This is a genomic window from Pseudoalteromonas ardens (genome assembly GCF_030125445.1).
GTDB lineage: Bacteria > Pseudomonadota > Gammaproteobacteria > Enterobacterales > Alteromonadaceae > Pseudoalteromonas > Pseudoalteromonas ardens.
This window is the reverse complement of record NZ_JASJUV010000005.1, coordinates 205,299-231,484: the sequence shown is the minus strand read 5'-3', so window position 1 is coordinate 231,484 and position 26,186 is coordinate 205,299. Positions and strand designations below refer to the sequence as shown.

Below are 26,186 nucleotides of genomic sequence, written 5' to 3'. Positions count from 1 at the left end.
CCACCTCCTTAGATTGAAAATGCCCGCAAAGCGCGCACTCGGGGGCGCTCCGTGTGACTGCCAGAGAGCAGTAGTTTTACCCGCGCACTGCGCTCGGTCAGGCTATCCAGCTGGTAATGACACAGTTGCCAGCCTTCATCCGAGGCCTGTGTCGATTTCAGCGGCACTTCAAGCCAGCTATCGCCCTGCTCAATCAGTACCGTGACTTTCGCAACTCCCGGCAGCTGGGCTTCAAAGCTCACTTTAAGACTGCCATCCACTTCACAGGGGATAGCCCGAGTCACGTAGTCGGCCTGCTCCGCCACTGTGCCCAGTGCAGCCTGAACGCTTTCAAACAATACCGGAGACTGGGTCGCGGTACCGGTCAGCCTGGCACTGACATTGATTGTTTCTGTGGCTTTGTTAGCTAGCCGGACGGACTGTAATTCCTGTAAGCTGAACGTGCCTGTGCTTTCGCCTGAAAACTCAAGTTGTAGCTGAGTGTCACTTCCCGGGCGCTCTGCGACAGCCAGCGCAAGCAAGTCTGTGTGACCATCCAGCGCCACCTCGCCCAAAGCCACCTGACTTTCTGTTTGCGTAAAGCGGGCGGCTTTAAGACGAAACGCCAGATCGCGGTTCTGGTGCGGTGTCCAGGTTGACGCATTACTTGAAGACAGCAACACACCGACCTGATAAGGCTGGCTGGTTACCCATCCACTGTCGCTGTCAAACTTACCCAGTTCTGCAATCGCCACTTCATGCTCGTCACCATCCGTGAGTACCACTATCGCATATTCTTCACCGGCATTAAGCGACACAGGGGTAAATTCAAACAAAGTTGGTTCACCCCCAAGTTTAATGTCGCCTTGCTCTAATGTGGCCTCAGCCAACACCGTCTGGTTGGGGATCCCCAGTTCGGTTTCGCGGATCTGCACGCGGACCGCTTCCTTTCCTGTCTTTTTAAACCACAACTCAACGGCGGCTATAAAGCGGCGCTCTGGCAAGGTGAAGGTTTGCGCTAATGGGTCATAACGCACCGTCACAATTGAATTGATACGGCGTACCGTTTCGCTACGAATAGTGGCATTGCCGGTATAACGCGCCTGTCCCATCGAGTCTTTCGCACCGATGAAGCGCACATCTTTACTGCCTACCGGCACATTGCCTGGGATCAAAAATCGGCCACGTATCTGGCCGTTGCTGTCTGCCTGGATCATTAAACCTCCTGAGCCTGGACACTGATCCCATCAAAGGTCACCCGCTCCAGGGTTTCCTGCGGACCAAATCCGGATATAGTAAAGTTCACCCAACGTGAACGCATGAATTGAGCCTGACGCGTGGTGCGACTCAGCACCTGAGTGCTGGTGCGTGTGCGCGTTAACCTGCGTAGCCCCCGGCCGATATCAAAACGTCGGGTGATGGGGCTGGTCCAGCTGCGGCTTGTCTGGGTCCAGTGGTCGACACTGGGTGTCAAACGCACCGTGGCAGGAATAGGTTCAACCGCCTGATAGGGATTGACCTTCATGCTGCCAGTTTGTTTAGTTTGCGCCAGCACGTCTTCAAGTTCATAAGGCAAGGTCAGCACATTACCGCTTGGCAAAGGCAGTTCAACGATATCGGCACTCAGGGGTAAAATAAGCTCACCATCGACAATCGCTGCCGTTTGTTCAATGCCGGCATCACGCATATCATCATCAATGAAAGGGTCAACAAATACGCCGAACTTGCTGGCGGATTCCTCACTGTTGGCATCATTACGCAACCGCTCAATCGCCAGCAACTGATATAAATCACTGATCTGAGACTGCATTTGTTCCAGCTCAGACATAGACACGGCCCTGACCGCAAGGTTTTCAATCTCCGGTGCCTGATCGGTAAACCAGCTCTGACTCACCTGCGCCAGTGGCAAATGATTGGCCGGCACTTTTGGCGCAACGGGCAGCTGATGTGCAGGTTGTCCTTTAATGCGCTTAAGCTGACCAAAGCGGTCCAGCACCACAAGATCAATGCGTGGCCGATACCACTGATAATCCACAGTGATCAGAGCATTCTCAACGAGCTCTCCCTGTGGCTGCTGCTTTTGCAGGGTAAAACCGAATTCATCATGCTCAATCGCCACCTGGGTACGAAAGCGGTATCGCACCTCAAACTGGCTGCCTGGGGCTGGTTCTTCACCACTGAGCTGCCAGCTGATGTGATTCCGTAAGAAGAGGAAATCAACGCCGGCAACAAAGGTCGTCTCTCCCTGCGTGACACTCAGGATCTCCAGTACTGACTCATCCGGAAGCAGATCCTCTCCACCTGCCAGTTGAGCCCGAGTCAATATCGCGCTTTTTTCAATGCTGACATTCACTTCTTCTACGGCTTTAACCGGAAAGAAGTCCAGGTCAACCCGCATACTACGTGCGCCATCGTCTGATGCCGGAACACTGATAAACGCCTTGGGCTCTTCTCTGACCGTGCCAATATCCGGGTCCCAGTCAAAGGCAGTGCTGCGCGCAGTATCAAAGGCCACTTCATATCCCTGAATATGCGCCTTCCCCTCTTGCAGGCTAAAGACCTGCTGATCGGCTTCGCGGTCACGATAACTCAGCGCCATCCCTTCAACGACATAGCTGCCGCCGTTGGCTTCGCGGTCATAACGGGCCAATGCCTGAGTCACCGCATCCAGCTGAGGCGGTGCTTGCTTGATGATCAGCACACCATCTTCAATGCGGTGTACAGGATAAAACGCATTGTCCTCGGCCAGCGCGTCCTCTCTCAGTCCCCACTGACAATGCTGCTGCAATCTGGCAGCGCCGGGCTCATCATAATTGAGGGCATTGACGGCCGGATCTCTAAGCGAAGGATCTTCAGTTTCAGTTACAACGCTGTGGGTGAGCCAGACTCCAATGTCCACACCACCTTGCAGCGCAATAGTAAATGTGGCTGCAGGTATGTCCCTGATATGACCGTCCAGATATACCTGGGCTGTGCTCAGCTGAACCTCTCCCGACACAGCGTCTATCACGACATCATCGCCGGACACCAAATCACCATCTTTGAGCAAGACGTCGGCAATCCCTTTAACCTGGTGCCGAACCTGCGATTGTAAATCGTTCAGTTCCCGGCTTTGCAAACCACGCCCGGAACGAAACAGCAGCCGCTCATAGCCATTGGCTTTATCATAATTGTGATAATAATCCTGTAGCATGGGCTCTCCTAAAAACTCATCACAAATTCAAAACTTTCCCGAACGCCTGGCTCTCTGACCAAAGGCGCCCGGTGATCCAATAACAACAAAGTCCCCGTTGATACGACTTGCTCTGGCGGTACATAGACCTGTCCCGCTGCCACATCGGCTGTGAAGGTTGTGCCTGAAAAAATCCCCAGTTCACGAATGGTTTCGCCCTGCGCATCTTCAAAATCAAAAACAAACTGACAATAAACATGACGCGTAGGCTCAGCGCTGTGGCGATAACGCGCCCCCTGCACATCGATATCGCCTTGCTCATCCGGCTCACAAAAGCCCTGGAATTTCACTTTGCGATACCCTAAGGGATCGGCCAGTTGCGTGGCACTGATGGGTTCAGATGGGGGCGTTTGCCAGTTGCCATCACCGCGGCCCCAGGCCAGATAAAGAGAGGTTTGGGCCACACTGCGCGCAAGCAGGGTCCGCCCGTTAAAGGTGAAAATAGACAATGTAACTCCTTGTTTAGTGGTTAAGTAAGTGAGTAATGGCACTGCACAAGCTGAGGTGTCTGACTGTCAGACCAACTCACTATTGACCAGCTTGCTTGCCAGAGTCCGGGTTGGGTTGGGATATGACTGGCAATGGCACGTTGATGCGAAATACCAGACTGAAGGTGGCTTGCAGACGGTTCACTGAGCACCAGCGTACCCAGACGGTGATTGTGGACCTGACCCCACAGTTGGCCTCGCTTGCGCAACACCTCGCTCCCGCTCTGCGCAGACAGTTCCGTTCGTCCGCGGTGCGTACGCTGGCGAGACAGCCTCACTTGCTTGCCATCTTGCAAGGTATAACGAAAACCAGACTGATCACTGAGCAAGTCGCCGAACTGTCCCGACGAAAGCGCTAGTTCGCGAATATCAAGCTGATAAGTGATCCGGACCAGCTCGCTGCGGGCCGGTGCACTTAGCTCACTCAGCTGTGCCAGCCGATTGAGTTGCCACTCACCTGGTACACTATCAAGATGCAACTGATAACGATAAAAGTGCCGAGGTGATCCCGACTCCTCAATGTGCAATAAGGGTTCCCCGAGCCAGCCGACAGCCATCGCCAGACTCGCCCGCGTACCTCGGATCCGCTGCCAGCTCAGCCCCTGCAGCAACACCTGATCCAGGTTGTCCAGATACGGCTCCAAAGGATCCAAACCATATTCCCAAACCAGCCAGGGCAACAAGTTAGGGTTGGGGTGAGACTTAAAGCCCCTCAGCAACGAAATACTTGCTTCCAGTGTTTGAGTAAGCTGCCCGTGCTGATCTAACGCCCGTTGTAGTGGAGTGTGATTGGGTGGTACTAAAGGTGTATTCGGGGTTAAGTTTTCAGACATAAACTTACCTGCTTCAGCTGAACATATTGATTTGCCGCCACTTCGACCAAAGAAGTAGGGGTATGGATTTCAACATGCTTGACGCCTGCAACATGTAACTGAGCACTGAGCCAACTGGGTGTCATCACCGTGCCCAGCGACAGCTCTGTCTGCCATGCAGCACGCAACTTGGCTTCCAGCTGTTCAAACACCCGTAAAGGCGTATTTGAATTGAGGTAAATATCAGCGTGGACATCCACCTCAATGGCCTCTGCCAGCTCTACGTCCACTGTATCGGTCAATACTTTGACTTCATCACTGAGTACATAGCTGCGTACTTGCTGTAATGCCGCTGTCGGATCCTGATCCGCATGAAATAGCACCGCCACACGTACCTTACCGGACTCGGGACTGTCTACTTCCACATCACGGATCGCACTGGGCGCGGCGGTCAGTGCCGCATTGCGGTAATGATCTTTACTGCCCGCCGTACTGGATGCCAAGGTCTTTTGCCGGATCCGTTGACGGAACCCGCTGTCTGCTTCACTGGCTGCCCGCAGGACACCGTAAAACAGCCCAAGCTGGTCCAGATCAGCATCCTGCGCTGTTGCCAGCAAGTTGGACTGTACAGCTTCATTAATACGCTGTCGTAATAACAGTTCGCGGTAACTTTCGACCTGTAAGCACACCGATAACGGATCGCTTTGCAGGGCCAATGCGTCTGCATACTGCGGCGCAAGGGCTTTAAACCGCGCCACCCGCGCCTGATAAATGTCTTCAAATTCAATAGATTCTAAAATATCGGGCGCAGGGAGCGCCGTAAAATCGAAAAGGTCGGTCATGGAAGGCCTCAAAAGAGTACTGGTGTATGGGGAAACCAGTCAAAGATAGCAACGCGCCGGTAATGGCCACTTTTTATTGATTACTGAGATGCAATCAACACATCTGTTACCGCTGTAGCGCGCGATTTTATTTCATTGATAACCAGCTCAGTGCCCTTATGCTGATAAGGAAACCTGACAGAGCCGTTGTCGATATCGGTTACTAAAGAACCTAGTAACTGGTTAATTGGTATCGCTGCCCGGCGAACATCCTCCAGACTCTCCGCTTCACTAAGCAATGTACATAGTTTCGCCACTTCATATAACAAAACTTGTGATGCATCAGCAGTCGTTCCCAATAGTGTCTGAAAGTCCCCAACATGCCGGCTTATCTCTGAACGCAGAGAGTTTCTTTTTTCTGCCTCAGTAAATACCAGTTGAAACTCTGCGTCTGACCCAGCCGCGCGATAAGCGTCGATACCCAGGAAAGATTCAACCGGACCGTCATACTCAACCATACCTGTAGATAAATTAACTAATTTCATTTTTATGCTTCCTTATTGTGGCCATGGTGGATAATCCACAAACCTTTGATGTAAATTGGCTCAGGGCCTAAGTTAATGATCCGAATGGCAGAAAAACCATGTCCCATGGAGTTTGGTTCATTCTCAGCCAAGGCAATCAAGTCATCGTAATTGGTGACCCCCCAGCTATGCCCCTTAATTTCCATATTGGCTTTAGATTCATCGTAAAGCAGCGTTCTTGGCTTGCTAAAATCACTATCAGAGCTGTTTATCCAACTTGACACCGCACCATGGCGATTCATCAACACCGCCAAACGCGCAACAGGCTTAACAGCGGGGTGAGGATTATCACCAACAGAAATACTGGCATAAACCGACACTTTTTTAGTGAATTGAGTTGGGTACGGCTCAGAGTAATAATTTGTGCCGCCTGGCAATTTCGCATTCAGATCAACATAATGTGATACGCTGTTATCTGCATCGATTTGAGTCGTTGGTGCATAATCAAACGCAGAAGAAAACTGAAATGCTTCCGCCTCTTCGAGCGTTGCAAACCTGGGCGGCAAAGTGATATAGGGTTGGCTGTGGTCCATTAAGGTATCAACCAATCCAAATCCCACATGCCGGGTATTCAGCCATTCATCAAATTTCGCATTGGCAGCTGCCTGTTGGGTTTCAATTTGCGAAATCGCGGTTTCTACGTGCTGATCTATTACCTCAATCACATCAGTCACTTCGCTGGTTAACGCACCACTGGCATTAACGAGCGCGGCGTTTGTTTGTTGTAATTCAAGAATCGACTGCTCTAGTGAAGCCATCATTTTTCTCCTAATTTCAAAAATCTTCGGTTCAGTTTTATTTCTCTTTTGTTCGCTTTGATATGAGCAATCGCCATATTGGTTTGTGCCTCAGTCATAGCAACGAACTCAGGGGTGTAAAAAAGGTTCAGATCCCCGCTGGTATTCACAGTCAGATGCTCATACGGCACCGCCGTTAATGTCAGGTCAAAGCCCTGTACCACGCGGGCAACCGGAGTCTGATAAAACAGTACATGCTCCGGGTGCGACCAGATGGCAAACAGGGTTTTCTGTGCATCATCGGAATGATCATTCAGATAAAAGCCCACTTCACGGACGGCATATTGTGTGTCGTCGGTAAATATACCGGACAAATGAAACTGGCCATCGCCCACCACCCGGCCATCACTGACCGGGACATTGTTGCGTTCATTTTTCAGGCGCGTCTGGGTGCGATTGGGCACATAGCCTTTGTCACCGACGCCGATGCGCCCGATCTCTAATTGAATGCCATGGGTCTGTGCATTCACGGCGGCGTTGATCCCCGCCTGGGTAATAATTGGTGTATAGATACTCATAGCTTGCCTAAACGGTTGTCATCGCGACCTGTTGCAGCTGCGTAATTACCATGCCGCCAGCCGCCCACACCCCACTATTCAGTTGCATGTGTGCGGACTGACGCAGACAGGGCGTAGACACCGACAAAGACTGTGCAGCCCCTGACAGGTATGTTGATGAAGGTGAAAAAGTAAAATCGTAGTGTTGATGCCATCGACCAGTCTGAGCACTGACAGCATCCGAGCCCGCGGCCATAGCCAGATTGTTCTGCAACATCACCCCGACACTAAATTGGATCTGGCTGCGGCATGGCTTAGTCGCAGCCACGCTTTGCCACAGCTGTGCCTGAAGTTTAGGGGTCAGTAATGTGCTGCCTTGCGGATCCAGGTTTTCATGGGCCAGTGCCAGTAACTCCGCGCTATGAGGTGCACCACCGGTTTGCCACCACTCGGTCAGTTCCACGCTGGCATTCAGGCTGTGCAGAGACTGCCTGATTGCCCCGACGGTGCCTTTAATTCTGTGATTCGACACACTGTCGGCAATCACCTGACGCTGAACCTGCTCGGGCCAGAGACTGTCCCAGCTGTCCACGCTTAAGCCATCAGCCAGCCAGGGGAGAAAATGTGCCGGACAGCGCCACGGATCCCACAGTTGCGAAAGTGATACAGGCAGCTGTGCAATGCGGCTTGCTGCATTATCCAGCGCACGCTCAAACTGACTCGCCTGACAGGGCAACAGTGACTCAGACATGCTCGCCTCCAATGTCGACTGCTATCGAAGTACAGTATGCGGCTTCATCCTGGCCCACCGTAATGTCCCACTGTGGTTCGAGTAGCTCAACCCGCTGCACCCCCTCACGATGTAATACCGCATACAGAGCTGATAAAGAAATATCATGGCCGAGTTTGCGGTGCTCATTAAGCCAATCTGAGGTGGTTTTTATGGCCAGCTGCTTAATGGCATCGCTGTCCATCCCTGGATATAAGTACAAGCGAGCATTGATGGTAAAACTGCGGATAGATGCGGGTATCACCCTGACTCTGTCCGTCAGTGGACGTATCTCATCCTGGTTGAGATACGTCTGGACTGTATTCAGTAAAGTGTCTGATGCCAGGCCCGAGCCCTCTTCACTGAGGATGGTCACTGCCACATCACCCGGCATCGGCTCGCTCAATCCCGCATTTGATGTACAGTTCAGTAAAAATGCGCTTGTCGCGCTGCCACCAGTCACAGTTGCGCGCTCGAATTCGGGTGCGGATACATACACATCCCGTACCTTCGATGAGGCTTTCATAGCATGAAACACATAAGCGCCTGCGGGCCCTGCGGTACTGAACCCTTCCAGTGCCAGGCGAATGCGTTCACGATAGCGCTCATCACTTTCATACTGCGCTGGCAACGGGGGGATCACAGTGTCACTACCCGGTGAAATCACGGCACGTTCAACACCAAACCGTGCCCCCAGATAATCCAGCTCACTGCTGCTGGCTTTGGCCAGTAAGACAACTTCGGCCGCCTCATTAATGCGCTGCCGCAACAGCATTTCCCGATAGGCAAAGGCCTCTATGAGCTTAATGGCGGGGTCACTGGCATAATCCAGCCCTTCCCCGTCATAGCGCTGAGAAAAATTCGCCACAATAGCAGCTTTTATCTCATCAAAGCTCAGCGGCTCTATCAGCTTTGGCGTAGGTAGGCGTGCCATATCTATGGCACTAAAATTGGTCAGAGACATAGCAGCTCCTGATATTACAAGTTTGGAAATTAAAGTAGAGGGCAGCGCAAGAATGCAGCGGGCTGGCGAGAATTACAGCAGGTTGTTAACGCCATTGGCGCGTTCAATGATCTCCAGTTTTACAGTGTCCAACCCTTTGCTTTGATATGGAAAAGTCAGCTCTCCCGTTGCCACCTGGCCTTCAATGTCGCCAATTGCAGCTTTCATTGAGGCCACTGACGCTTTAACCTCGTCCAGGTTTTCCGCGACAGCAAGTTTATTGACAAAACCACTCAATTCATTCAATAAAATATGCGAAATATCGGTAGCAGTACCGACCAATGTGCCAGTGTCAGCAATATGGTAGTTAATTTGGTTACGTAACTGGTTACGCTTTTGAGCTTCCAGTATTTGCTGCTGTTGTTCTGGAGAACCAAGATTTGCAATAGAATTATCCATACGTCCCTCTTAAGCTTGTTCTGCTTCTGGTAAAGAAGCGTCGTCTTGTGCTGAAACGATCACTTCCACATCGCCTTTCTTCAGTAAGCGGCCATTGCCAACTCTCATCGTATCGACTGTCAACGTCAGGTGGTAAATATTCTCAAATGACAACCGACAATAGGCATAACCATCACTACCTCTGTAAAGAGTAGGAGCATGTGAACCTATACACTCTATATTTCGCACGTTTTTATCCGTTGCATAACAGTAGCCAACGAAAGTGGCGTCAACCACTTTACTTTCACCATAGGCATATCCCGTAACTGTGAGATGGAACATTTCACTATGCTCATTGACATTAAATGGCAGCTTAAAATGTACATTGCTAACCCCGCCGTTCCCTCCTGCATACAGCTTCGCAATGTTCAGGGATCGAGTCCCCGGGTTTCCATCACCAATGACTGATAAATCATCTAACGCACTATCAACTATAGCCTTTTGATGTGCAACAAAGCTATTCACTTCCGTCATTTTGCTGCTGACGGTGCTATCAATACTCTGAATTTTGTTGTCTACCGTGCTGGTCAGGGCTTCTGAGGCTTCAACCAGGCTGGCAATATCGTGTTCTAATGCCATATATTTCTCCGTTTAAATTTGAGTTAAAAAGTATCTAAATTGAAGTTCTTGGAAACTGTGCTTTAATGGCGTTACGTGCGCCCAGCCAGTGTTCACGGGCCTTGCCAGCCTGCGGGCTGTGTTCACCATACTCAGCACACGCCGCCAGAAACTGAAATGCGAAGCCGTCACTGTGCTGTTGATAAGCCTGCACACGGGCGGCATCAACGTGCGCCTGATGTTGCAGTGCTTTGGCTTGTTTGAGTAATTTTATGGCCTCTTCGGCCAGTTGTTGTGCCCGCTCAGGAGCCGTGCTGTATTGCGTCATCTTAGTGCCTCCTTGTTTATTCTGTCCTGGTGCCTAAAGCCCCCCGTTGTCCATCAGTGCAAACTTGAGTTTCAAATGTCGCTGCATATTGCCGATTTGTGCCGAGCCCATTTTGGCCAGCTCAGGGGCCACCAAAATATTGAGCTCAACCCCCTGATCGATCACGGTGATTGAGTCTGATGGCACGCCTGTCAGGGTCAGGTCAAACGCCAGTAGCAACTCAACGTCATTGGATTTATAAGCGATTGACTCGGTTGGGGAAGAATACACGGCGAACAACACATGCTGTATTTGTCCATCGACTTCTTCTTCGGTGTAAAAACCAATTTCATTGACGAAAAAGCCTTCTCCCGCTATCGGCTCAGCATCACGCACCGTCAGGTGTAGCTGTTTGCCATCGGCGAGTGTTTTGGCACTGGCCAGTTCCAGTTTGTACTTCTCATCCTGCAGGCGAGTGATCCCCTCATGGGGCTGATAACTGCCGCTGCCCAGGCCCACTTTACTGATTTTGGCTTTGAAGCCGCCCTGTTGCGCTCTGAACAGCGCCGACAAGCCCGCAGAAGTGATCACGGGCTGTAGTAAAATACTCATAGTTAGAAACTCCTTTATGCAAGTGCGCCAAGTGTGCCGTAGCAACGCACGGCACTCACCCGACGGCGACTGATATGCATCACCGGCGCGGCGCAACTGACACTGTTAATAAATTCATCGGGAATACGCTGGTTCGACAGACCTCTGAAACGAACAACCTGCACAGGTCGATGTGTCATGCAAAACGCCTGACGTAAGCCGCACTGCGAGATCCGGTGACGCAGTTTATCTACTCCAGCACGGTGTCTGAGCACCTGATAACGCTTATCGGATAGAGAGGCAGCCACAGACAAACTCACCTGGCTGTCACGCTGCTTGGCTTTGTCGCCAATACAGGGCTCAACCGCACCATATAAGCGCTTGTGTGTGATCGGATGGACGATCGCCCCCACCGCCGCAGCGCTCGCCATTTTCATCCCCACCAGGAAATCAAAGTGCGCCTTTTGTGGCTTAGTCTGGTTTGTCACCCGGTGGATAGCATCGTAAAGGTTTTGATCCAGCTTGACGGCCCGACTGGTGTAGGGCAGCGCATTAGCCCAAGCAATAAAAACGAAGGTATGTGGTTCTTTGCTTAAGTAAGGTGCCAGATAAACATCATCGGTATCTTCAAACCACTCAAAAAACTCCAGTTCCAGACCCAGTGAAGACAATGCGCGTTTCACTGAGCCGACGGTTCCCTTGTGTTTGTGGATCGGAACTGAGCGAGCGATCAACGCCCGTTTGGCCTCGCTTGGCCAGTTTTCATCCCATTCATCCACCGACAGGGCCCAGGCCAGCCAGGGCAGCAGAGACTCCGGACACGTTTGCGGATCCCAGAGTTTGGCCACGTGCTCAGGTGCGACGCCCCGCTCAGCATAGTGTGTTACCGCACTCAGGCTGCGTTCTAACTCCGAGGCCCCCGGCGGCAGTAAATCAGTACTGACTGTCACGAAGACCTCCTAGAAAAAAGTCAATTGCAACGACAAACTCACGGCCTGCGTTTCTTCGGGCGTAATGTCATCCGAAGGTGACAATAATTTGATTTTGCGCACCCCGCCCTGATGTAACAGATCGATAATTGCGGAGTGCGGGATCTCTTTACCCAACCGGGTATGCGCCTGGTTAAAAGCATCCAGCGCAGTATCTATTGCCAGTCTGACCTGCAACTCATTCACACCCGGGTTAAGGTAAACGTGGGCTTCAACGGGCACACTGGTTGGCCTTGTGGCCGATACCTGAACCTGATCCGTCAATGGCCGAACATCCTCATGATTCAGATGGTCTGCCACTGCACTTTGTACCGCTACCAGATCAGCACCTAAGTCGGTAAGTACTGTTACTTCAACCACGCCGGGTGTGCTTGATGCAACATGAACATCTCGTACCCGAGCGTCCGCGAGCAGAGACTGAAACTGATAAGCGCCTGTGGTACCTGCCATACTGTGGCTTTCTAAAGAAAGCGGAATACGTGCCCGATAACGCTCATCATCTTCTGCGTCAGCCCGTGTAACACCAAACAATCCACCGAGATGATCAAGATTACTGCCTGAGGCGAAGGCCAGCATCACCGCTTGTGCAGCGTCGTTCACCCTTTGTCTCAGGAGCAATTCTCGATAGGCAGCAACCTCCAGCACTTTGATGGCAGGATCAGACGCCAAAAAGCTATGTCCAGGTAAACGTTCCGACATCGCCTCGACTAGCTCAGCGCGGATCTCTTCGTAGTTCAGTGTTTCTATCACCGCTGGTGGTGCAAGACGTGACAGATCTATCGCGGTATTCATAGGTCAATTCCTCAGGCAAAAACTGTCCGGCCCGAACAGCGCAGTTCAGGAAGATTCAGTTTCAGTAAGTGTTTAGAGATGCGGTGACGGCACTTCACGATACGCGTGTCTGTATCGACCGTCCTGTTGGCTAACCGCTGTTGCGCTTAGCACTCAACAATGCGTCGAGCTTTTTATCTATTGAGTCAAGGCGCTTTTCAATGCGCTTCTGGTCCTCTTTGCGGATCTGCTTAAGATGTGCAAGCTCCTGCGAATTCGTGGTGATCCGCTTGTCCAGATCATTGAGATATAAAATGCCTGACACCAACAGTGCAATGGTGGTCAGGATATGAGCCAGATTCAGCTCCTTTTTCATTTGCCATTGGTCGGCTTGCATGGTTTGGCCACCTCCTCATTCATAGTTTCCCCCAATTTAAGATTGCCACTGTCCACTGAGCATTTGTTGCGCCAGCTCCTCTGCGCGCTCAGGAACTTGTTTGGCCCAGCGACTATCCAGCATTTCCAATGCTGCGCGCTCAAAATCGCCATGCTGCACTGCATCAAGCATGTTACTGAAACCCAGTAACCCTCGCACACCAAGGTTGAAGGCCATATTTGTCAGCACCGCCTGACGGGCTTCATTGCAGTGAGAGATATCAACACGACGCCGTACACCAGCCTGAGCATTGGCTACATCCTGTGCCAACAACTGCTCAGCTTCTTCTTCAGCTATGCCATTTTGTTCCAAATTTCTGCCATATCCTATGGTGAGTTTGCCAGCCGTGCAGTAATAAGGAAAACGCCGGAATCCCTCATGTTTTTTTATCTGCTCAACCGTATTCATAATTGTCATTGTGCTTCTCCTTATGGCTGACACAGGTTCTGAAGCAGACTGCGCTCAGCTTTAACCAGCCAAAACTCTAACGAGCGTTTTGAGTCGAAACCCAGTGTTTTTGCGACTTGTGCTATGTCTCCCTCAACCAGATATTTGCCGCGCAGTGCACGGATACATTCAGGCCTTAACTGTGCAATCTGTTGTGTCAGTGCCTCTATTTCTTCAGGCACACTCATCATATCACTGCTCACATAGCGGGCACTGGAGTCACCTATTCGCTCGGTCACCGCCTGGCGGCTGAACCCTTTGCCCAACTCTTTTGCACGCCAAAAACGACCCCAGCGTTTTAAAGCGGTGCGTAGCTGCTTAATGGTTGGTTGTGTCATCATCATTGATCTTTCCTATTACTTCTAAAATATCGAGTGAATAAACATCCTCGACCAGACCGACAACGTCGTTCCATCTAGGGCTGTATTCTTTATTTTCCCAGCGTCTCAGCGTGCGCTCTTCAACGCCATAATGTGCTGCTGACTCAGCCTGCGTATAACCTCTTAAGAGACGGGCAAACCTCAGGATATCAGCCCCCATAGGGGTTCGTTTTTGCTGCGTTAACCGCGGCTTTGCATACATATATTGCTTCATCGTTTTCCTTATACTGTGAAGTCATTCGTCAAACAAAACAGCGTCCCTAAAATGGCTAACATTATGCAGCACTCGTATGTGCCGGGCCGCCATGGTAAGCGGTTACAGACAACGGTGGTCACTGTTTATTTCTCTGGTCATTGAATTAAACTGGTGCGTACGTGACCCAGGTTTACTGGCCACTGGCCCCATGTAACATCCGCTGTTCTGAATGTGCTGGCGCAGGGAATGAAGGAAAAGTGCGCTGATGCTAAAACTGCATCACATGTTTACAACTCCATGTCGTAGCTTTATCAAGCTTAGGGCTATAATACCTTTTTCATTGGCCTGAAACAGGTCAAAAATGCCCTAACAATTATAAAGTTAAAATTCTTACCTAAGTCTTACAGAAGCTAACTTGCGATTCATGACAAAAGTAAACCCGATTAACAATTGTAAAATATGAAAGGTTCTCCTACACAAAATTGCCCGTGTGTCAGACAAACATTGCCCCCGTGCACGGCATTCACTAAAATAACCACATCTAAATAAAGAGAAGCAAAATTCATGGCTCAATATATCTATACAATGTCGCGGGTGAGCAAAGTCGTACCACCCAAACGCACAATCTTAAAAGATATTTCTCTGTGCTTTTTTCCGGGTGCCAAAATTGGTGTGCTTGGTCTAAATGGTGCAGGTAAATCAACCCTGCTACGTATCATGGCCGGGGTAGATACCGAGTTTGAAGGGGAAGCACGTCCGCAGCCAGGCACAAAAATTGGTTACCTGCCTCAGGAGCCAGTGCTGGATGAAAGCAAAACGGTGCGCGAAACCATTGAAGAAGCAGTGGGCGAAGTAAAACGTGCACTGAGCCGCCTGGATGAAGTATACGCTGAGTATGCAATGGAAGACGCCGACTTCGACGCCCTTGCTAAAGAGCAAGGCGAACTCGAAGCCATCATTCAGGCACACGATGGTCATAACCTGGATAACGCACTGGAGCGTGCCGCTGATGCACTGCGCCTACCAGAATGGGATGCTAAAATTGAGCACCTGTCAGGGGGTGAACGTCGCCGGGTTGCAATCTGTCGCTTGTTACTTGAAAAACCAGACATGTTGTTACTGGACGAGCCAACCAACCACCTGGATGCTGAGTCAGTGGCCTGGTTAGAACGTTTCTTACATGATTACGAAGGCACTGTCGTTGCCATTACCCACGACCGTTACTTCCTTGATAATGTGGCGGGCTGGATCCTGGAACTAGACCGTGGCCACGGTATTCCGTGGGAAGGTAACTACTCTTCATGGCTGGAGCAAAAAGATGCCCGTCTGAAACAGGAAGAGAAATCTGAAAAAGCACGTCAGAAGTCTATCGAGAAAGAACTTGAGTGGGTACGTTCGAACCCGAAAGGTCGTCAGGCAAAATCAAAAGCACGTATGGCACAGTTCAGCGAACTTCAGCAGTCCGATTACCAAAAACGTAACGAGACCAATGAACTGTTCATCCCACCTGGGCCTCGCCTGGGCGACCAGGTAATTGAAGTCAATAACCTGACCAAAAGCTTTGGTGATCGCGTCCTGATTGACAACTTAAGCTTCTCAGTACCTAAAGGCGCTATCGTCGGTATTATCGGCGCCAACGGCGCAGGTAAATCAACCCTGTTCAGAATGCTCAGTGGTCAACACCAACCGGACAGCGGCGACATTGTACTGGGTGAAACCGTAGAGCTGGCAACCGTTGAGCAGTTCCGCGATGACATGGACGGCAACAACACTGTATTCCAGGAAGTCTCTGATGGCCAGGACATCCTTAAAATTGGCAACTTTGAAGTGCCCAGCCGTGCTTATGTTGGCCGCTTTAACTTCAAAGGCAACGACCAGCAGAAATTTGTCAAAGAACTCTCAGGGGGTGAACGCAACCGTTTGCATCTGGCCAAGCTGCTTAAGGCCGGTGGTAACGTGATCCTGCTGGATGAGCCCACCAACGACCTGGACGTAGAAACCCTGCGAGCACTGGAAAACGCGATTCTGGAATTCCCGGGCTGCGTTATGTGTATCTCGCACGACCGTTGGTTCCTCGACCGTATCGCAACCCATATTCTGGATTACCGTGACGAAGGTCAGGTGAACTTCTTCGATGGCAACTACACAGAATATGAAGAGTGGCTGAAAAAGACCTATGGTGCCGAGGCCGCAGAACCTAAGCGCATCAAGTATAAGAAAATTGGTTAATCGCCAATCATGCCAGATATGAGCCCTGATTTTCAGGGCTTTTTTATGCCTAGTCAAAACTGGAATGGGTACCAATCTGCTCAACTAAGTGTGTTATTTTAAGGCGAGAAAAGCGTGTCATTAACCTGATAAAAGTGTTGCGGTTTAGGTACCTAAATAAGAAATTTTTAACGCCGTTAGTGCCAAATTTGCTTTTGTAAATTGAACAAGTAGTCAGTGACATTGGTATTAGTGGAGACTGAGGCAAAAACTAGCTAAGCTATAGATAAACAAGCTAAGAGAATACTGATGAAAGAACGTAGACGATTTTCACGCGTACTGTTTTCTAATCCGGCGGTACTGATGACGGCCAGTGGCGATTACAAGTGCGAAGTCATCGACCTGTCGCTCAATGGCGCTTTGGTGACTTTACCTGTGGGGTATGTGCCCCTCAGAGATGAACCGGCCAGCCTGCGCTTTGCTCTGCCGCAAAGTGATATACAGATAGCAATGGAAGTACAGGTTCGTCATATTGAGGAGTGTCACCTCGGTGTACACTGTAATCAAATCGATCTCGATAGTGTGACGCATCTCAAGCGCCTGATTGAACTTAATCTGGGGGATGATGACGTACTTCACCGTGATCTAGAGCAACTGCTGCTGCACGACTGAGTAACACCTCAGCTGAATTTTATCTATGTCGCGTGTCGTATCCAGAAGTAATGCGCTCCCTACTGATAACACTTTACCACTCAGACACGCATTAAGGTGTGCCGATTACCTGCTATTTCCACAGCCCCTTATCAGGCTGAAGACAGAAAAGGGTGACTAACCGCCCTTTTCTGTGATGTTTCGTTTAAACCTTTGCCCGTCTTATACCAATTTGCTTAATTAAGTGTTCTATTTTGAGGCGAGAAAATATGGTCGATAACACCGCTCCCGCGTCCTGCTACTGCTGAGGCACCTACATCCATGTAGGCGAGGCAAAAATTTTGCTGTTTAGTTGTTCTAAATAAGAAATTTTTAACGCCGTTAGCGTCATATTTGCTCCTTCAAATAGACCAGGTATTAAGTGAAATTGGTATTAGTTTGGCCAGGTGTTACAACGACGCTCGGTTATACAGTCTGCATCCCAGGTCATACAGTAGTATGGTTGATCTGACCAGCAGGCATAGTAAGACCCAGCACCACCAGCGACCTGAGGTGTCTGACCTTCGACTGTTTTTTGTTCAAAAGTTAAGCGCTTCAACTTTTTTTTGTTGAGGTTAAGTTTCATAACAGTTTCCTTGTAGTTGGTTTAGGTAATAGCCATTCAGGTTAACACAAGTTCACTACGGAAATGTTTTACTTTTATTTCACCCTTAAACTATGCTAGTTTTATTTTTGTAACAAACCAAAGGAGATAACTATGTTACTAAAACTAAAAAAGAAACCAATGAAAGCTCTATCAAATGACAAAGCTGGCGTACCGGCAAATATGACGCCACAAGTTGCGGGCGGTGTAGAAAAAACCTACTACTGCTGGTCAGATCATCGTTGTCCGGGCACGCAAACTTCATGGCTGTGCTAATCACACAGTAATACACCAGGCCCGCTCAATTGCACGCTTTAGGCGGGCTTATCAGAACAAAACCGCTTTATACATTCATACCCGCATTAGCTGACATTTTTATACAGCAGCGCTACCCAATTGCCTTCACTCTGCTCCAACCATACTTAACTTCATGATTATTAATAACAAGTAGAACGTAAACTACAAATAGCGGATTCATGCGTGTTGCGCTTTGACAAGGAAGATCATGCTTTCAGACAAAAACGTCACCGTATTGTGATGGTTTTGTGATAATTGCGGGAGCGATTCTCAATAATTTACCTGCATGCTTGGTAGGGTCAAATCCAAACAACAAGAGTAAATTATGAAAACACGCATCATCCCCCTCATCACAGGTATTTTATTAGCATCCGGTACAGCCAGCGCTGCATCACTCGACGTGAAGATCACCAATCTGACACAGGGGATCTATTTTACCCCGTTATTGGTGAGCGCACACACCAGCGATGCCATGTTGTTCAACACTGGCGAAGCCGCCTCCGATGCACTCACAGCTATGGCGGAAGGTGGGTCACTGGCTGGTTTAAGCGAGATATTGACCGGTATCAATGCCAATACGATGGAAAACCCAGCTGAAGGACTACTTGCACCGGTCACGTCAACTATGACCAGCCTGGAAACCGATGAAGGCAACGATCGCTTGTCAATTGTGGCAATGATGCTGCCCACCAATGATGGATTTGTTGGCCTCAACAGCTGGCCTATTCCCACTACACCAGGCACTTATCATATCTATCTCAATGCCTATGATGCAGGTACTGAAGCGAATAATGAACTCGTTGTCGCAGACTCTGGGGCACCGGGTACGCCGGGTATACCCGCTTCTCCAGGTGTTGCACCCGGCACCATGGGTGAAGGCGTAACGGAAGTTGAAGAGAATAAACTTATACATATTCACCGCGGTAACCTGGGCGATGATGAACAAGTTGGTGGAAAAAGCGACCTGCACAATACGGTCCACCGCTGGTTGAACCCCGTTGCCAAAGTAACCGTAACCGTTAAGTAAGGGGCCTGCCATGAAATTATTCAGACTCACCCTGCCTGCGGCCTGCTTAGTACTGGCCGCCTGTGGCAGCGATAACGACGATAACATGCCCGTCACCATGCCCGATGATGATATGAACATGGTCGATGACCCGGCTCCTGCCGATCCAGATCCTGCAGACCCGGCTCCAACTGACCCAACAGATCCGACTGACCCAACAGATCCAACAGACCCCACGCCAACCACAGTGGAGTTAATGATCACAGCAACTAACCTGACTTACGCTCAGCCGCTGTCTCCCATTGCTGTCGCGCTGCATCAGGAAGGACAATTCTGGCAACTGGGCGAGCCGGCAATCGATGCACTGGAAGTGCTAGCAGAGGGCGGAGATAGCAGCGGCCTGCTTGCACTCGAAGTAGTGCAAAGTCAGGCTTCTGCAACAGCGCCCCTACCACCGGGACAAAAAACCGAGCTGACTCTGACCCATGATTCCCTGGATGGACAAAAGTTGTCTTTGATTTCCATGATGGTGAATACAAATGATGGCTTTACCGGTCTTAATGCTTTGGATGTGTCTGCAATGACAGTCGGTCAAGTGATGACCTATACGACACATGCCTATGACGCGGGCACAGAGGCCAATACGGAAGCCCAGGGCACCATACCTGGTCCGGCCGATGGTGGCACAGGGTTTAGTGCCGAGAGAGAAGCGTTAAACAAGGTAGCCATGCACCCTGGCGTGGTTGGAGTGGATGACGGGCTGACGACGTCGGTATTAACAAGCAGCCATAAATTCGACAACCCGCTAATGACGGTTACCATTACCAGAACCAAGTAGTCTCCCAGCCGCTCCGTGACCGTTGCGGTCACGGAGCACTGACAGCCGGTCGTAAACACCGGTGTGGAGACGTGCTATGCAGCAAAAAGTGCTTATCGTTGAAGACGATGCTGATATTGCCGACCTGTTACGCGTTCATCTGAACGAGTTGGATCTCGGCGTTGATCACCTTGCCAGTGGAGATCTGGTTATGCCACAACTGACCAATCAACATTATGCCATCGTGATACTCGATATCATGCTGCCTGAAGTGGACGGTCTGACGCTGTGCCGGGAAATCAAAACTCGCTACCCAAAAATTAGCGTGATAATGATGACCTCCAAAAGCAGTGAAATGGACCGGATCATTGGCCTTGAAATGGGCGCAGATGACTACATTTGCAAGCCATTTAGCTACCGGGAGTTTCAGGCCCGAGTTAAGGCCCAGCTCAGGCACATCAAGCTGCTACAGGAACCGCAACAGCAACCTACATCAAGCACAACTAACCCGGTAGTCATTGGCCAACTGCATATTGATCCCCATTATCACGAGCTGACACTTAAGCAAACCCCCGTCGACCTCACCGCGACTGAATTTGATTTAGTGCTGTTTTTTGCCCGGCACCCCAATCAGGTGTTTTCCCGGGCCCAGTTACTGGAATCAGTCTGGGGCTATGACCATCTGGGATATGAGCACACCGTCAATTCTCATATCAATCGTATTCGCAATAAATTTGAGCAAATAACTGAACACGCCATCATAGAAACGGTGTGGGGTGTAGGCTATAAACTCAATGCCAAACCGCTACAGCAGGAAATGCAATGACCCTTTCACTTTATCATCGTCTGGCGCTGACGATTTCGGCCGTCTTCATGCTGATCGTGTCTGTCTTTGTATGGTGGACACAGAACCTGTCATCCGTTTCTCGTGCTCAGGCGGAGCAACAGCTGCACATTGGACTGGCAGAGCATCTTGCGCAGGATAACCCCTTGCTACAACAGGGTGTCTACGACTATAAAGCACTAGAAAACCTGTTTCATACCTTAATGGTATTGGGTCCGGCGTTTGAATTTTATTTTGTCGACCCCAGCGGAAAGTTACTGACCTACTCGGCAAAACCCGGCGAAGTAAAACGTGAGTCAATTGACCTGAGCCCGCTAGTGCAGCTGATTAAATCACCTGCTAAGCTCCCGGTTTATGGGGATGACCCCCGCTCTCTTGATGGCAACAAGATCTTCTCGGTGGCACCTGTGTATAATGAGCAAAAATTGCAGGGGTATCTGTATGTAATTATAGGCTCGTCAATTTATGACTCGATTGTGGCGCAACTCAATAGTTCAGATCAGCTGGTGAAACAGGCTGTGTGGTTAGGGGTTTTTCTGCTGCTCTTGTTTCTCACTCTGCTGTTATTGTTCCGTTTTATGACCAAACCGCTAAAACGGCTTAATCACTATATTCATACCGTTGAACACCATAAATTTGATATTAAACAGGTCCCCCTGCTCAGCTGGGAGCAACAAGATAACGAGATCCACCAACTCGGCAATGGCATTAACACTATGCTGCAAACCATCAATCAGCAAATGTCACAACTCACGGCGGTAGATGAACAACGCCGCCAGCTACTTGCCCACTTGTCACACGACCTGCGCACACCACTGGCCTCTTTGCAGGGTTATCTGGAGCTGGTGGAGCGAGGAGCCGCCACATCAGGTGAAATGCAACGCTATATGAGTATTGCATTGAAGAACTGTACGCAACTTAAAAATCTGATTGATCAAATCTTTGAACTGGCGCACCTTGAATCCGGCCACACCCAGGTACACTTTGAGGTCTTCAATATGGGTGAACTGATATACGATGTGCTGGCCAAATTTGCCCTTAAGGCACAACAAGCCGACATCACACTGCGCGTCACCCCCACTGAATGTGACTTTGTGGTCTACTCAGACATCGCTAAACTGGAAAGGATAATGAGTAACCTGATTGAAAACGCGCTGCGCCATACACCGGCTGGCGGTACCATCTCCATTGCAGTGACCACCAAAGAGGGTGGCTATGATATCGCTATTCAGGATACCGGCGTGGGGATCAGCCCCAAAGAGCTGCCTTATATCTTTGAGGCACGCTACCAGGCCAGCAACAGTAAAGGCTGTAAAAAGACCCATGCAGGCCTGGGGCTGGCCATCACAGCCAGATTATTACGGCTTTTGAAATCGGAGATTAAGGTCAACAGCCAACTGGGTGAAGGCAGTGAGTTTGTGTTTCAGGTGCGTGGCACTGAGTGATTGCGCCGCAATCTTGTCAATATATACGGTGCCCGATACGTATTAAACTAAAGCAAAACCTAAGCTGTAGTCATTACATATCAAGTGGTGGATGACAACAGATAGCCTGGCAAAATGGCTCGCAACCATCGCTGTTGCAAGCCAGCGCAGAATCTGAGTTAGTTAACGAGTTTGTAAGCAACCCAGGTAGTATTTAAACGTTTATCCACACCTTTCATGACATTAGGCAAGATCTCAGTAACACTGTAGTGCCACTGACATTCGGTTTTGTCTAAGCCATTATAAAACGGCGTACAGAAATCCAATGTTCCGGTCTGACTCATCGTGACATTTATAACATTGAAGAGTTTGTTATCATGGGTTTGAAGCACACCCCCCTCAGAGGTAAAGTCGATATATTTGACATCGCTACGCCCATTGTACTCCAACCGCCAGCGTGTGCCGGGTAAGGACTCGAGGGACGCTAGAGCATCGTTATTTTGCAATTTGAATTTAACGGCACCGGTATTGGTCACCCAGACCAGGTCCTTTCTACTATCCGCATTGATATCAACAACATGCAGTGTCTTTACGTCTTCATTGACGAGCAGATCCTGAGTCGTGCCAAAGCTTTCTGTTGTCGTTGCGTTTACCGCGCCCGACGCCAATAAACTACATAAAGCCAACATTGAAGTTTTCATAATTCTCCTTATTTAATATCGTCCATTTCGATATTGATAGTGATAGTGATAAAACTGCCCGCTCCCTCAGTTAATTTATAAAAACAAACCACACAGGGAGGAAGCCAGGAAATTATACCTATATCGGGGAAATTAACCATCAAAAAGAATTAATAAATTAATAAAATGCAATAAAAAACGCCTAACCTGAATGGCCACATGCTCAGCGAGCGACGGAAGGCTGCCACTGCAGGTATAAGTACCCCGTTTTACTCGTCGCGACATCATAGAGACCAGTGCGCCAGGCTCAGTTAAGCCATGGCTGCAATGTGTTAATAGATCTTCTGGAAAGCCATAAAACCTTTAACTTGCATCCTGGTTGAGCAGCTAATCCTCTGTTCAGGATTGACTGAGCTGTCAGCGATGAACTTGCCCTGTTAAACCACAGTGTGCTTTTTCAAGTGACATCAGCACAATGATGATTTAAGAAAATTTATTTGGCACTTCTCGACACTCTGTTGACATTCACTTCCCTAAAGTGGGGGCAATTTCAATAAGGAGTTAATTACAATGAGATATTCAAAAACACTGATTGCTTTGTCGATATCTTTAGTGCTTAGTGCATGTGGTAGCAGCAACAAAACCGAACCAAGTATAGATGTTCCCATAGTACCAGGTAAAAAAGTGCTCACCCTGGTAACACCAGAAAGTGACGCAACGCTGGTGGAAGATCTCCCCATCTCTTTGTATGTAGATTACCCCGAAGGTGAACAGACAATTGATGCCGTGACCAGCATTGATTTGAACGGCTCTGAGCTGCATATTCTTCAGGCCGGTAAAGAATATGGATATATAAAAATCGCGCCTGAAGGCCAGAGTTATCACGCCAGTCCACTCAACAACAATGATGCCAACGCGGCCACCGATCTGGAACGCCTGGATAATCTGATCTGGTTTATCAGCGCAGACAATACACTGCATCAGTTTAACCTTGACGACAACAGCAGCCAGAGCTGGGCACTGGCAGACGACAAAATCCTGACTGAACTCGCGCTGGACGAAGAAAACCCAAACCATGTGTGGTTATATGATCAGGCCAATCACGAACTGGTTTATTTCAATGCCACTGATGAAACCAGCACCGAATTTAAATTGGTCGGAGAACACGCCATTACAGGAGTGGCCCTTGCAGAAGAACAGCTACTTATACTCGCAAACAGCAACGAAGATTACATGGTAATGGTCTACGATGCACAAGGCACAGAGGTTGAACACACCCAGTCCTGGTACCTGTCAGGCTTTGCAGGTCAACAGTTCAACGACCTTGAGCTTGAGCCTGAAGAAGGCCGCATCGTGTTGAGCACCCCCGACACCGAGAACAACATCACCCTGGTTGCCGATAAAAACGCAATGCTCGGAGATGGGCCACTCGAAGACGATACCGAGCTGGAGCCAGTAAAACAATTTGACCTGGATGACACCATAGCACAGCCCTCTGGCTTATGGTCGCAACAGGACGGGTCCTGGCTATTACTCACCGACCAGGCGGAGGTCTTCTTTTTGGATAGCGACTTCAAACTGGTGGAACGTCATAAAATTGAGTTCAACAGCCTTAACTGTAGTCAGGGTTGCACAGAAGCCGTTGTTGGCGTAGCAGATGGATTTTACGTGCTGGCAGATACCGGTCTGGTTGGACACTTTAACAAAACGGATGACGGCTATCAGCTTAGCAAAGAGTTCCGCCTGAACATAACCGATGAAAATGATCACCCCTATAGCTACTCCGGCTTGGGATACGATGGCACAACTGGTGACTTCTTTACCGTACCCGACCAACTTGGAGAAGATGAGCAGGATGTGCTGCTCATACTCAATTCTGACTTTACTCTGAAAGAAAAGCACTCTATTGGCTATACGGGTGAAGCCGACGGCAGCATCAATGAATATGATGCACAAGGAGTAAGCTACAGCGATGGGTTTGTTTATGTTGTGTCAGAAAAATTCACCAAAGTACTTAAACTCAATCTCTCTGGCGAAATTGTCGAAGTCATTGAGCTAGACAGTGAAGACGTATTTGAGCCCAGTGATATCGTTGTCCGCGACGACCAGTTCTATATCACAGGCGACCATGAAAATGATCAGCCTGTGCCACCCATTACGCAATTCAACATTGAAAAAGAGTAAGTTCAGGACAGGTTGACCGTGTTTAAGAAACTCTGAGAGTGCGATCGGAATAGTGTGACTTAAGGACAAGCGCAGCATTTCCGGTTTTTCTCCTGGCGTGGCAAGTACGGAGTGTAAGTTGGTACATCCTTAACAATATGTACCGTGTTTTTCCATCATTCTTCCAGTACCAGTTCATTGCAGTAGAGCGAGAGCAAGCGGAACGCTGTGGCTTAAGGACAAGCGCAGCAATTCCGCTTTTTTGTTTACCGTAGGACCATAACGCACTGACTTGCTTTAGTGTCATCTCAACACACTCAATTCTTACGTATGCTAATCCCTGTACAACGCCCTCAGTACCTCATCAACCGAGTGCGCTACCACAGGAATATGATCTTGTTTATATTCAAGATAAATCAGGTCCAGCTGTGCAAAGTTAGCCCCTTCCAGTAACGCATCAAACTCCCGTACATAAAGTACATTGCCGATACTGCCATTGGCACCAACCAGAATAGTTCGGCTTTTTAAGGCCTGGCTCTGCGCCCTGCGATCATCAATGAGCTGCAAGGTAGTTTCCGGATGTGCCCAGAAACTCCCATCAAACGACACATGACGGTGGAAAAAAGGCTGATGCGGATCATCCATCAATAAGACAAGACCGACAAACAAACCTGTATTGGAGTGCCCCATGATTGTCCGGTCGGATTGATTGACCGGATACCGGGCTTCAATACTCGGTGCCAGCTCTTTATTAATGAAATCAAAGTAATCTCTGGCCAATGGCCACTGTGAATAATCTTCCCGATGTTTGTAATTATCATCGGCGTAATTTTCCACTCCGACTAAAATCACTTCCATCTTGTTATCGTCCAGGCTATCTGCAATGGTGTCAAAACGCCATTCAGCGTCCAGCGCATAGATCACCGGGTACGTTTTATTGGCAACCCGATTTTGTGGCAGATAAATCTTCAAGGGATACGACACACCCGTGTAGCCAGAAGCAATTGCATCCAACTGAAACCGCTCACCAGGCATAAAAGGCTGAGTAGCCTGATTAGACGTATTCTGCTGCATCGCCCCTGTGTCCGAGCCGCCACTGCCCCCACAGGCACTCAGGCTCATTACCAGCGTGCAGATTACAATACGGGTAAGCACTTTAAATTGTGTGTACATCAAACAAAAAGGCCCTGTTATTATTTTTCCAGTCATCATTGATACTATCTCAACCAAGCGCTCATTGCTTCTGCAAAGTGACGTTCAGACACTAAATGCGAAGTGTTGACAAGCCTATGCTAAGTGAGGCTTTTCTGTGTTAAGTATAAAATGTTCCGAAATAACGGTCGATTGTGGTCACCACT

31 protein-coding genes are annotated in these 26,186 nt (G+C 49.4%); 8 read left to right on the top strand and 23 right to left on the bottom strand.

Annotation, left to right across the window (positions count from 1 at the left end; translation table 11 throughout):
• Positions 1-8: 8 nt before the first annotated feature.
• From QNM19_RS16565 to QNM19_RS16470, 20 genes are all read right to left on the bottom strand, one after another.
• The gene (locus tag QNM19_RS16565; protein ID WP_049864660.1) at positions 9-1,196 is read right to left on the bottom strand and encodes a hypothetical protein; all 1,188 of its coding nucleotides are present in this window, start codon (positions 1,194-1,196) and stop codon (positions 9-11) included.
• A complete protein-coding gene (locus QNM19_RS16560) occupies positions 1,196-3,172 on the bottom strand; it encodes a DUF4815 domain-containing protein (protein WP_049864661.1) in 1,977 nt (658 codons plus the stop codon). Before QNM19_RS16560 ends, QNM19_RS16565 begins: the two co-directional genes overlap by 1 nt.
• Positions 3,173-3,180: 8 nt before the next feature.
• Positions 3,181-3,660, bottom strand: a complete 480-nt coding sequence (locus QNM19_RS16555) for a hypothetical protein (RefSeq protein WP_049864662.1) — start codon at positions 3,658-3,660, stop codon at positions 3,181-3,183.
• A 20-nt stretch (positions 3,661-3,680) separates the two neighbouring features.
• Positions 3,681-4,532: a phage tail protein gene (locus QNM19_RS16550; RefSeq protein ID WP_049864663.1), complete on the bottom strand. Its 852-nt coding sequence runs from the start codon at positions 4,530-4,532 to the stop codon at positions 3,681-3,683.
• Positions 4,517-5,353, bottom strand: coding sequence for a baseplate assembly protein (locus tag QNM19_RS16545; protein WP_049864664.1), 837 nt, complete (start codon positions 5,351-5,353; stop codon positions 4,517-4,519). Before QNM19_RS16545 ends, QNM19_RS16550 begins: the two co-directional genes overlap by 16 nt.
• A gap of 80 nt (positions 5,354-5,433) precedes the next feature.
• Positions 5,434-5,877, bottom strand: a complete 444-nt coding sequence (locus QNM19_RS16540) for a hypothetical protein (protein WP_284026949.1) — start codon at positions 5,875-5,877, stop codon at positions 5,434-5,436.
• 2 nt (positions 5,878-5,879) lie between these two features.
• Positions 5,880-6,677 carry a hypothetical protein gene (locus tag QNM19_RS16535; protein ID WP_284026948.1) on the bottom strand — a complete coding sequence of 266 codons (798 nt, stop codon included), beginning with the start codon at positions 6,675-6,677 and terminating at the stop codon, positions 5,880-5,882.
• A complete protein-coding gene (locus QNM19_RS16530) occupies positions 6,674-7,231 on the bottom strand; it encodes a phage tail-collar fiber domain-containing protein (RefSeq protein ID WP_284026947.1) in 558 nt (185 codons plus the stop codon). Before QNM19_RS16530 ends, QNM19_RS16535 begins: the two co-directional genes overlap by 4 nt.
• A 7-nt stretch (positions 7,232-7,238) precedes the next feature.
• On the bottom strand, positions 7,239-7,961 hold the full coding sequence (locus tag QNM19_RS16525) for a phage tail protein I (RefSeq protein ID WP_284026946.1): 723 nt from the start codon (positions 7,959-7,961) through the stop codon (positions 7,239-7,241).
• Positions 7,954-8,943 carry a baseplate assembly protein gene (locus QNM19_RS16520; protein WP_284026945.1) on the bottom strand — a complete coding sequence of 330 codons (990 nt, stop codon included), beginning with the start codon at positions 8,941-8,943 and terminating at the stop codon, positions 7,954-7,956. The genes QNM19_RS16525 and QNM19_RS16520 overlap by 8 nt, the downstream gene beginning before the upstream one ends.
• Positions 8,944-9,015: 72 nt before the next feature.
• Positions 9,016-9,381, bottom strand: coding sequence for a hypothetical protein (locus QNM19_RS16515; protein WP_284026944.1), 366 nt, complete (start codon positions 9,379-9,381; stop codon positions 9,016-9,018).
• A gap of 9 nt (positions 9,382-9,390) precedes the next feature.
• Positions 9,391-9,999, bottom strand: a complete 609-nt coding sequence (locus QNM19_RS16510) for a hypothetical protein (protein WP_284026943.1) — start codon at positions 9,997-9,999, stop codon at positions 9,391-9,393.
• 34 nt (positions 10,000-10,033) lie between these two features.
• Positions 10,034-10,306, bottom strand: a complete 273-nt coding sequence (locus QNM19_RS16505) for a hypothetical protein (RefSeq protein ID WP_284026942.1) — start codon at positions 10,304-10,306, stop codon at positions 10,034-10,036.
• Between the two features lie 33 nt (positions 10,307-10,339).
• Complete coding sequence (locus QNM19_RS16500) at positions 10,340-10,897, bottom strand: phage tail-collar fiber domain-containing protein (protein WP_284026941.1); 558 nt, start codon at positions 10,895-10,897, stop codon at positions 10,340-10,342.
• A 14-nt stretch (positions 10,898-10,911) separates the two neighbouring features.
• Complete coding sequence (locus QNM19_RS16495; protein WP_049866410.1) at positions 10,912-11,826, bottom strand: phage tail protein I; 915 nt, start codon at positions 11,824-11,826, stop codon at positions 10,912-10,914.
• A 9-nt stretch (positions 11,827-11,835) separates the two neighbouring features.
• Complete coding sequence (locus tag QNM19_RS16490; protein ID WP_049866411.1) at positions 11,836-12,657, bottom strand: baseplate assembly protein; 822 nt, start codon at positions 12,655-12,657, stop codon at positions 11,836-11,838.
• Positions 12,658-12,787: 130 nt separating this feature from the next.
• Complete coding sequence (locus QNM19_RS16485) at positions 12,788-13,033, bottom strand: hypothetical protein (protein ID WP_049866412.1); 246 nt, start codon at positions 13,031-13,033, stop codon at positions 12,788-12,790.
• Positions 13,034-13,069: 36 nt separating this feature from the next.
• Positions 13,070-13,489 carry a glycoside hydrolase family protein gene (locus QNM19_RS16480; protein ID WP_049866413.1) on the bottom strand — a complete coding sequence of 140 codons (420 nt, stop codon included), beginning with the start codon at positions 13,487-13,489 and terminating at the stop codon, positions 13,070-13,072.
• Positions 13,490-13,500: 11 nt separating this feature from the next.
• Positions 13,501-13,863, bottom strand: coding sequence for a hypothetical protein (locus QNM19_RS16475; protein WP_049866414.1), 363 nt, complete (start codon positions 13,861-13,863; stop codon positions 13,501-13,503).
• A complete protein-coding gene (locus tag QNM19_RS16470) occupies positions 13,838-14,113 on the bottom strand; it encodes a helix-turn-helix domain-containing protein (RefSeq protein ID WP_010385183.1) in 276 nt (91 codons plus the stop codon). The genes QNM19_RS16475 and QNM19_RS16470 overlap by 26 nt, the downstream gene beginning before the upstream one ends.
• Before the next feature lie 546 nt (positions 14,114-14,659).
• On the opposite strand from QNM19_RS16470, the gene ettA reads away from it, so the two are divergent.
• Together ettA and QNM19_RS16460 are read left to right on the top strand one after the other, a co-directional pair.
• Positions 14,660-16,324, top strand: coding sequence for an energy-dependent translational throttle protein EttA (ettA, locus tag QNM19_RS16465; protein ID WP_010385184.1), 1,665 nt, complete (start codon positions 14,660-14,662; stop codon positions 16,322-16,324).
• A gap of 288 nt (positions 16,325-16,612) precedes the next feature.
• Complete coding sequence (locus QNM19_RS16460) at positions 16,613-16,975, top strand: PilZ domain-containing protein (RefSeq protein ID WP_125562254.1); 363 nt, start codon at positions 16,613-16,615, stop codon at positions 16,973-16,975.
• A gap of 412 nt (positions 16,976-17,387) precedes the next feature.
• On the opposite strand, the gene QNM19_RS16455 is transcribed toward QNM19_RS16460, so the two are convergent.
• A complete protein-coding gene (locus tag QNM19_RS16455; RefSeq protein WP_049865723.1) occupies positions 17,388-17,579 on the bottom strand; it encodes a hypothetical protein in 192 nt (63 codons plus the stop codon).
• A 132-nt stretch (positions 17,580-17,711) separates the two neighbouring features.
• Here QNM19_RS16455 and QNM19_RS16450 point away from each other — a divergent pair, with 132 nt between their 5' ends.
• The 5 genes from QNM19_RS16450 (at position 17,712) to QNM19_RS16430 (ending at position 22,006) form a co-directional block, all read left to right on the top strand.
• Entirely contained in the window at positions 17,712-17,873 is a 162-nt protein-coding gene (locus QNM19_RS16450; protein ID WP_155946259.1) for a hypothetical protein, read from the top strand.
• 346 nt (positions 17,874-18,219) lie between these two features.
• On the top strand, positions 18,220-18,921 hold the full coding sequence (locus QNM19_RS16445) for a spondin domain-containing protein (protein ID WP_049865724.1): 702 nt from the start codon (positions 18,220-18,222) through the stop codon (positions 18,919-18,921).
• 10 nt (positions 18,922-18,931) lie between these two features.
• The gene (locus QNM19_RS16440) at positions 18,932-19,738 is read left to right on the top strand and encodes a spondin domain-containing protein (protein WP_049865725.1); all 807 of its coding nucleotides are present in this window, start codon (positions 18,932-18,934) and stop codon (positions 19,736-19,738) included.
• A gap of 76 nt (positions 19,739-19,814) precedes the next feature.
• Entirely contained in the window at positions 19,815-20,543 is a 729-nt protein-coding gene (locus QNM19_RS16435; RefSeq protein WP_049865726.1) for a response regulator transcription factor, read from the top strand.
• Positions 20,540-22,006, top strand: coding sequence for a sensor histidine kinase (locus tag QNM19_RS16430; RefSeq protein ID WP_049865727.1), 1,467 nt, complete (start codon positions 20,540-20,542; stop codon positions 22,004-22,006). The genes QNM19_RS16435 and QNM19_RS16430 overlap by 4 nt, the downstream gene beginning before the upstream one ends.
• Before the next feature lie 158 nt (positions 22,007-22,164).
• Here the strand turns inward: QNM19_RS16430 and QNM19_RS16425 are convergent, their stop codons facing one another.
• Complete coding sequence (locus QNM19_RS16425; protein ID WP_049865728.1) at positions 22,165-22,686, bottom strand: hypothetical protein; 522 nt, start codon at positions 22,684-22,686, stop codon at positions 22,165-22,167.
• 549 nt (positions 22,687-23,235) lie between these two features.
• On the opposite strand from QNM19_RS16425, the gene QNM19_RS16420 reads away from it, so the two are divergent.
• Positions 23,236-24,849 (top strand): hypothetical protein, encoded by a 1,614-nt coding sequence (locus QNM19_RS16420; RefSeq protein WP_049865729.1) that lies wholly within the window; start codon positions 23,236-23,238, stop codon positions 24,847-24,849.
• A 312-nt stretch (positions 24,850-25,161) separates the two neighbouring features.
• Here QNM19_RS16420 and QNM19_RS16415 read toward each other — a convergent pair whose 3' ends face one another.
• Positions 25,162-26,001, bottom strand: coding sequence for an alpha/beta hydrolase (locus QNM19_RS16415; RefSeq protein WP_284026940.1), 840 nt, complete (start codon positions 25,999-26,001; stop codon positions 25,162-25,164).
• Positions 26,002-26,186 lie beyond the last annotated feature (185 nt).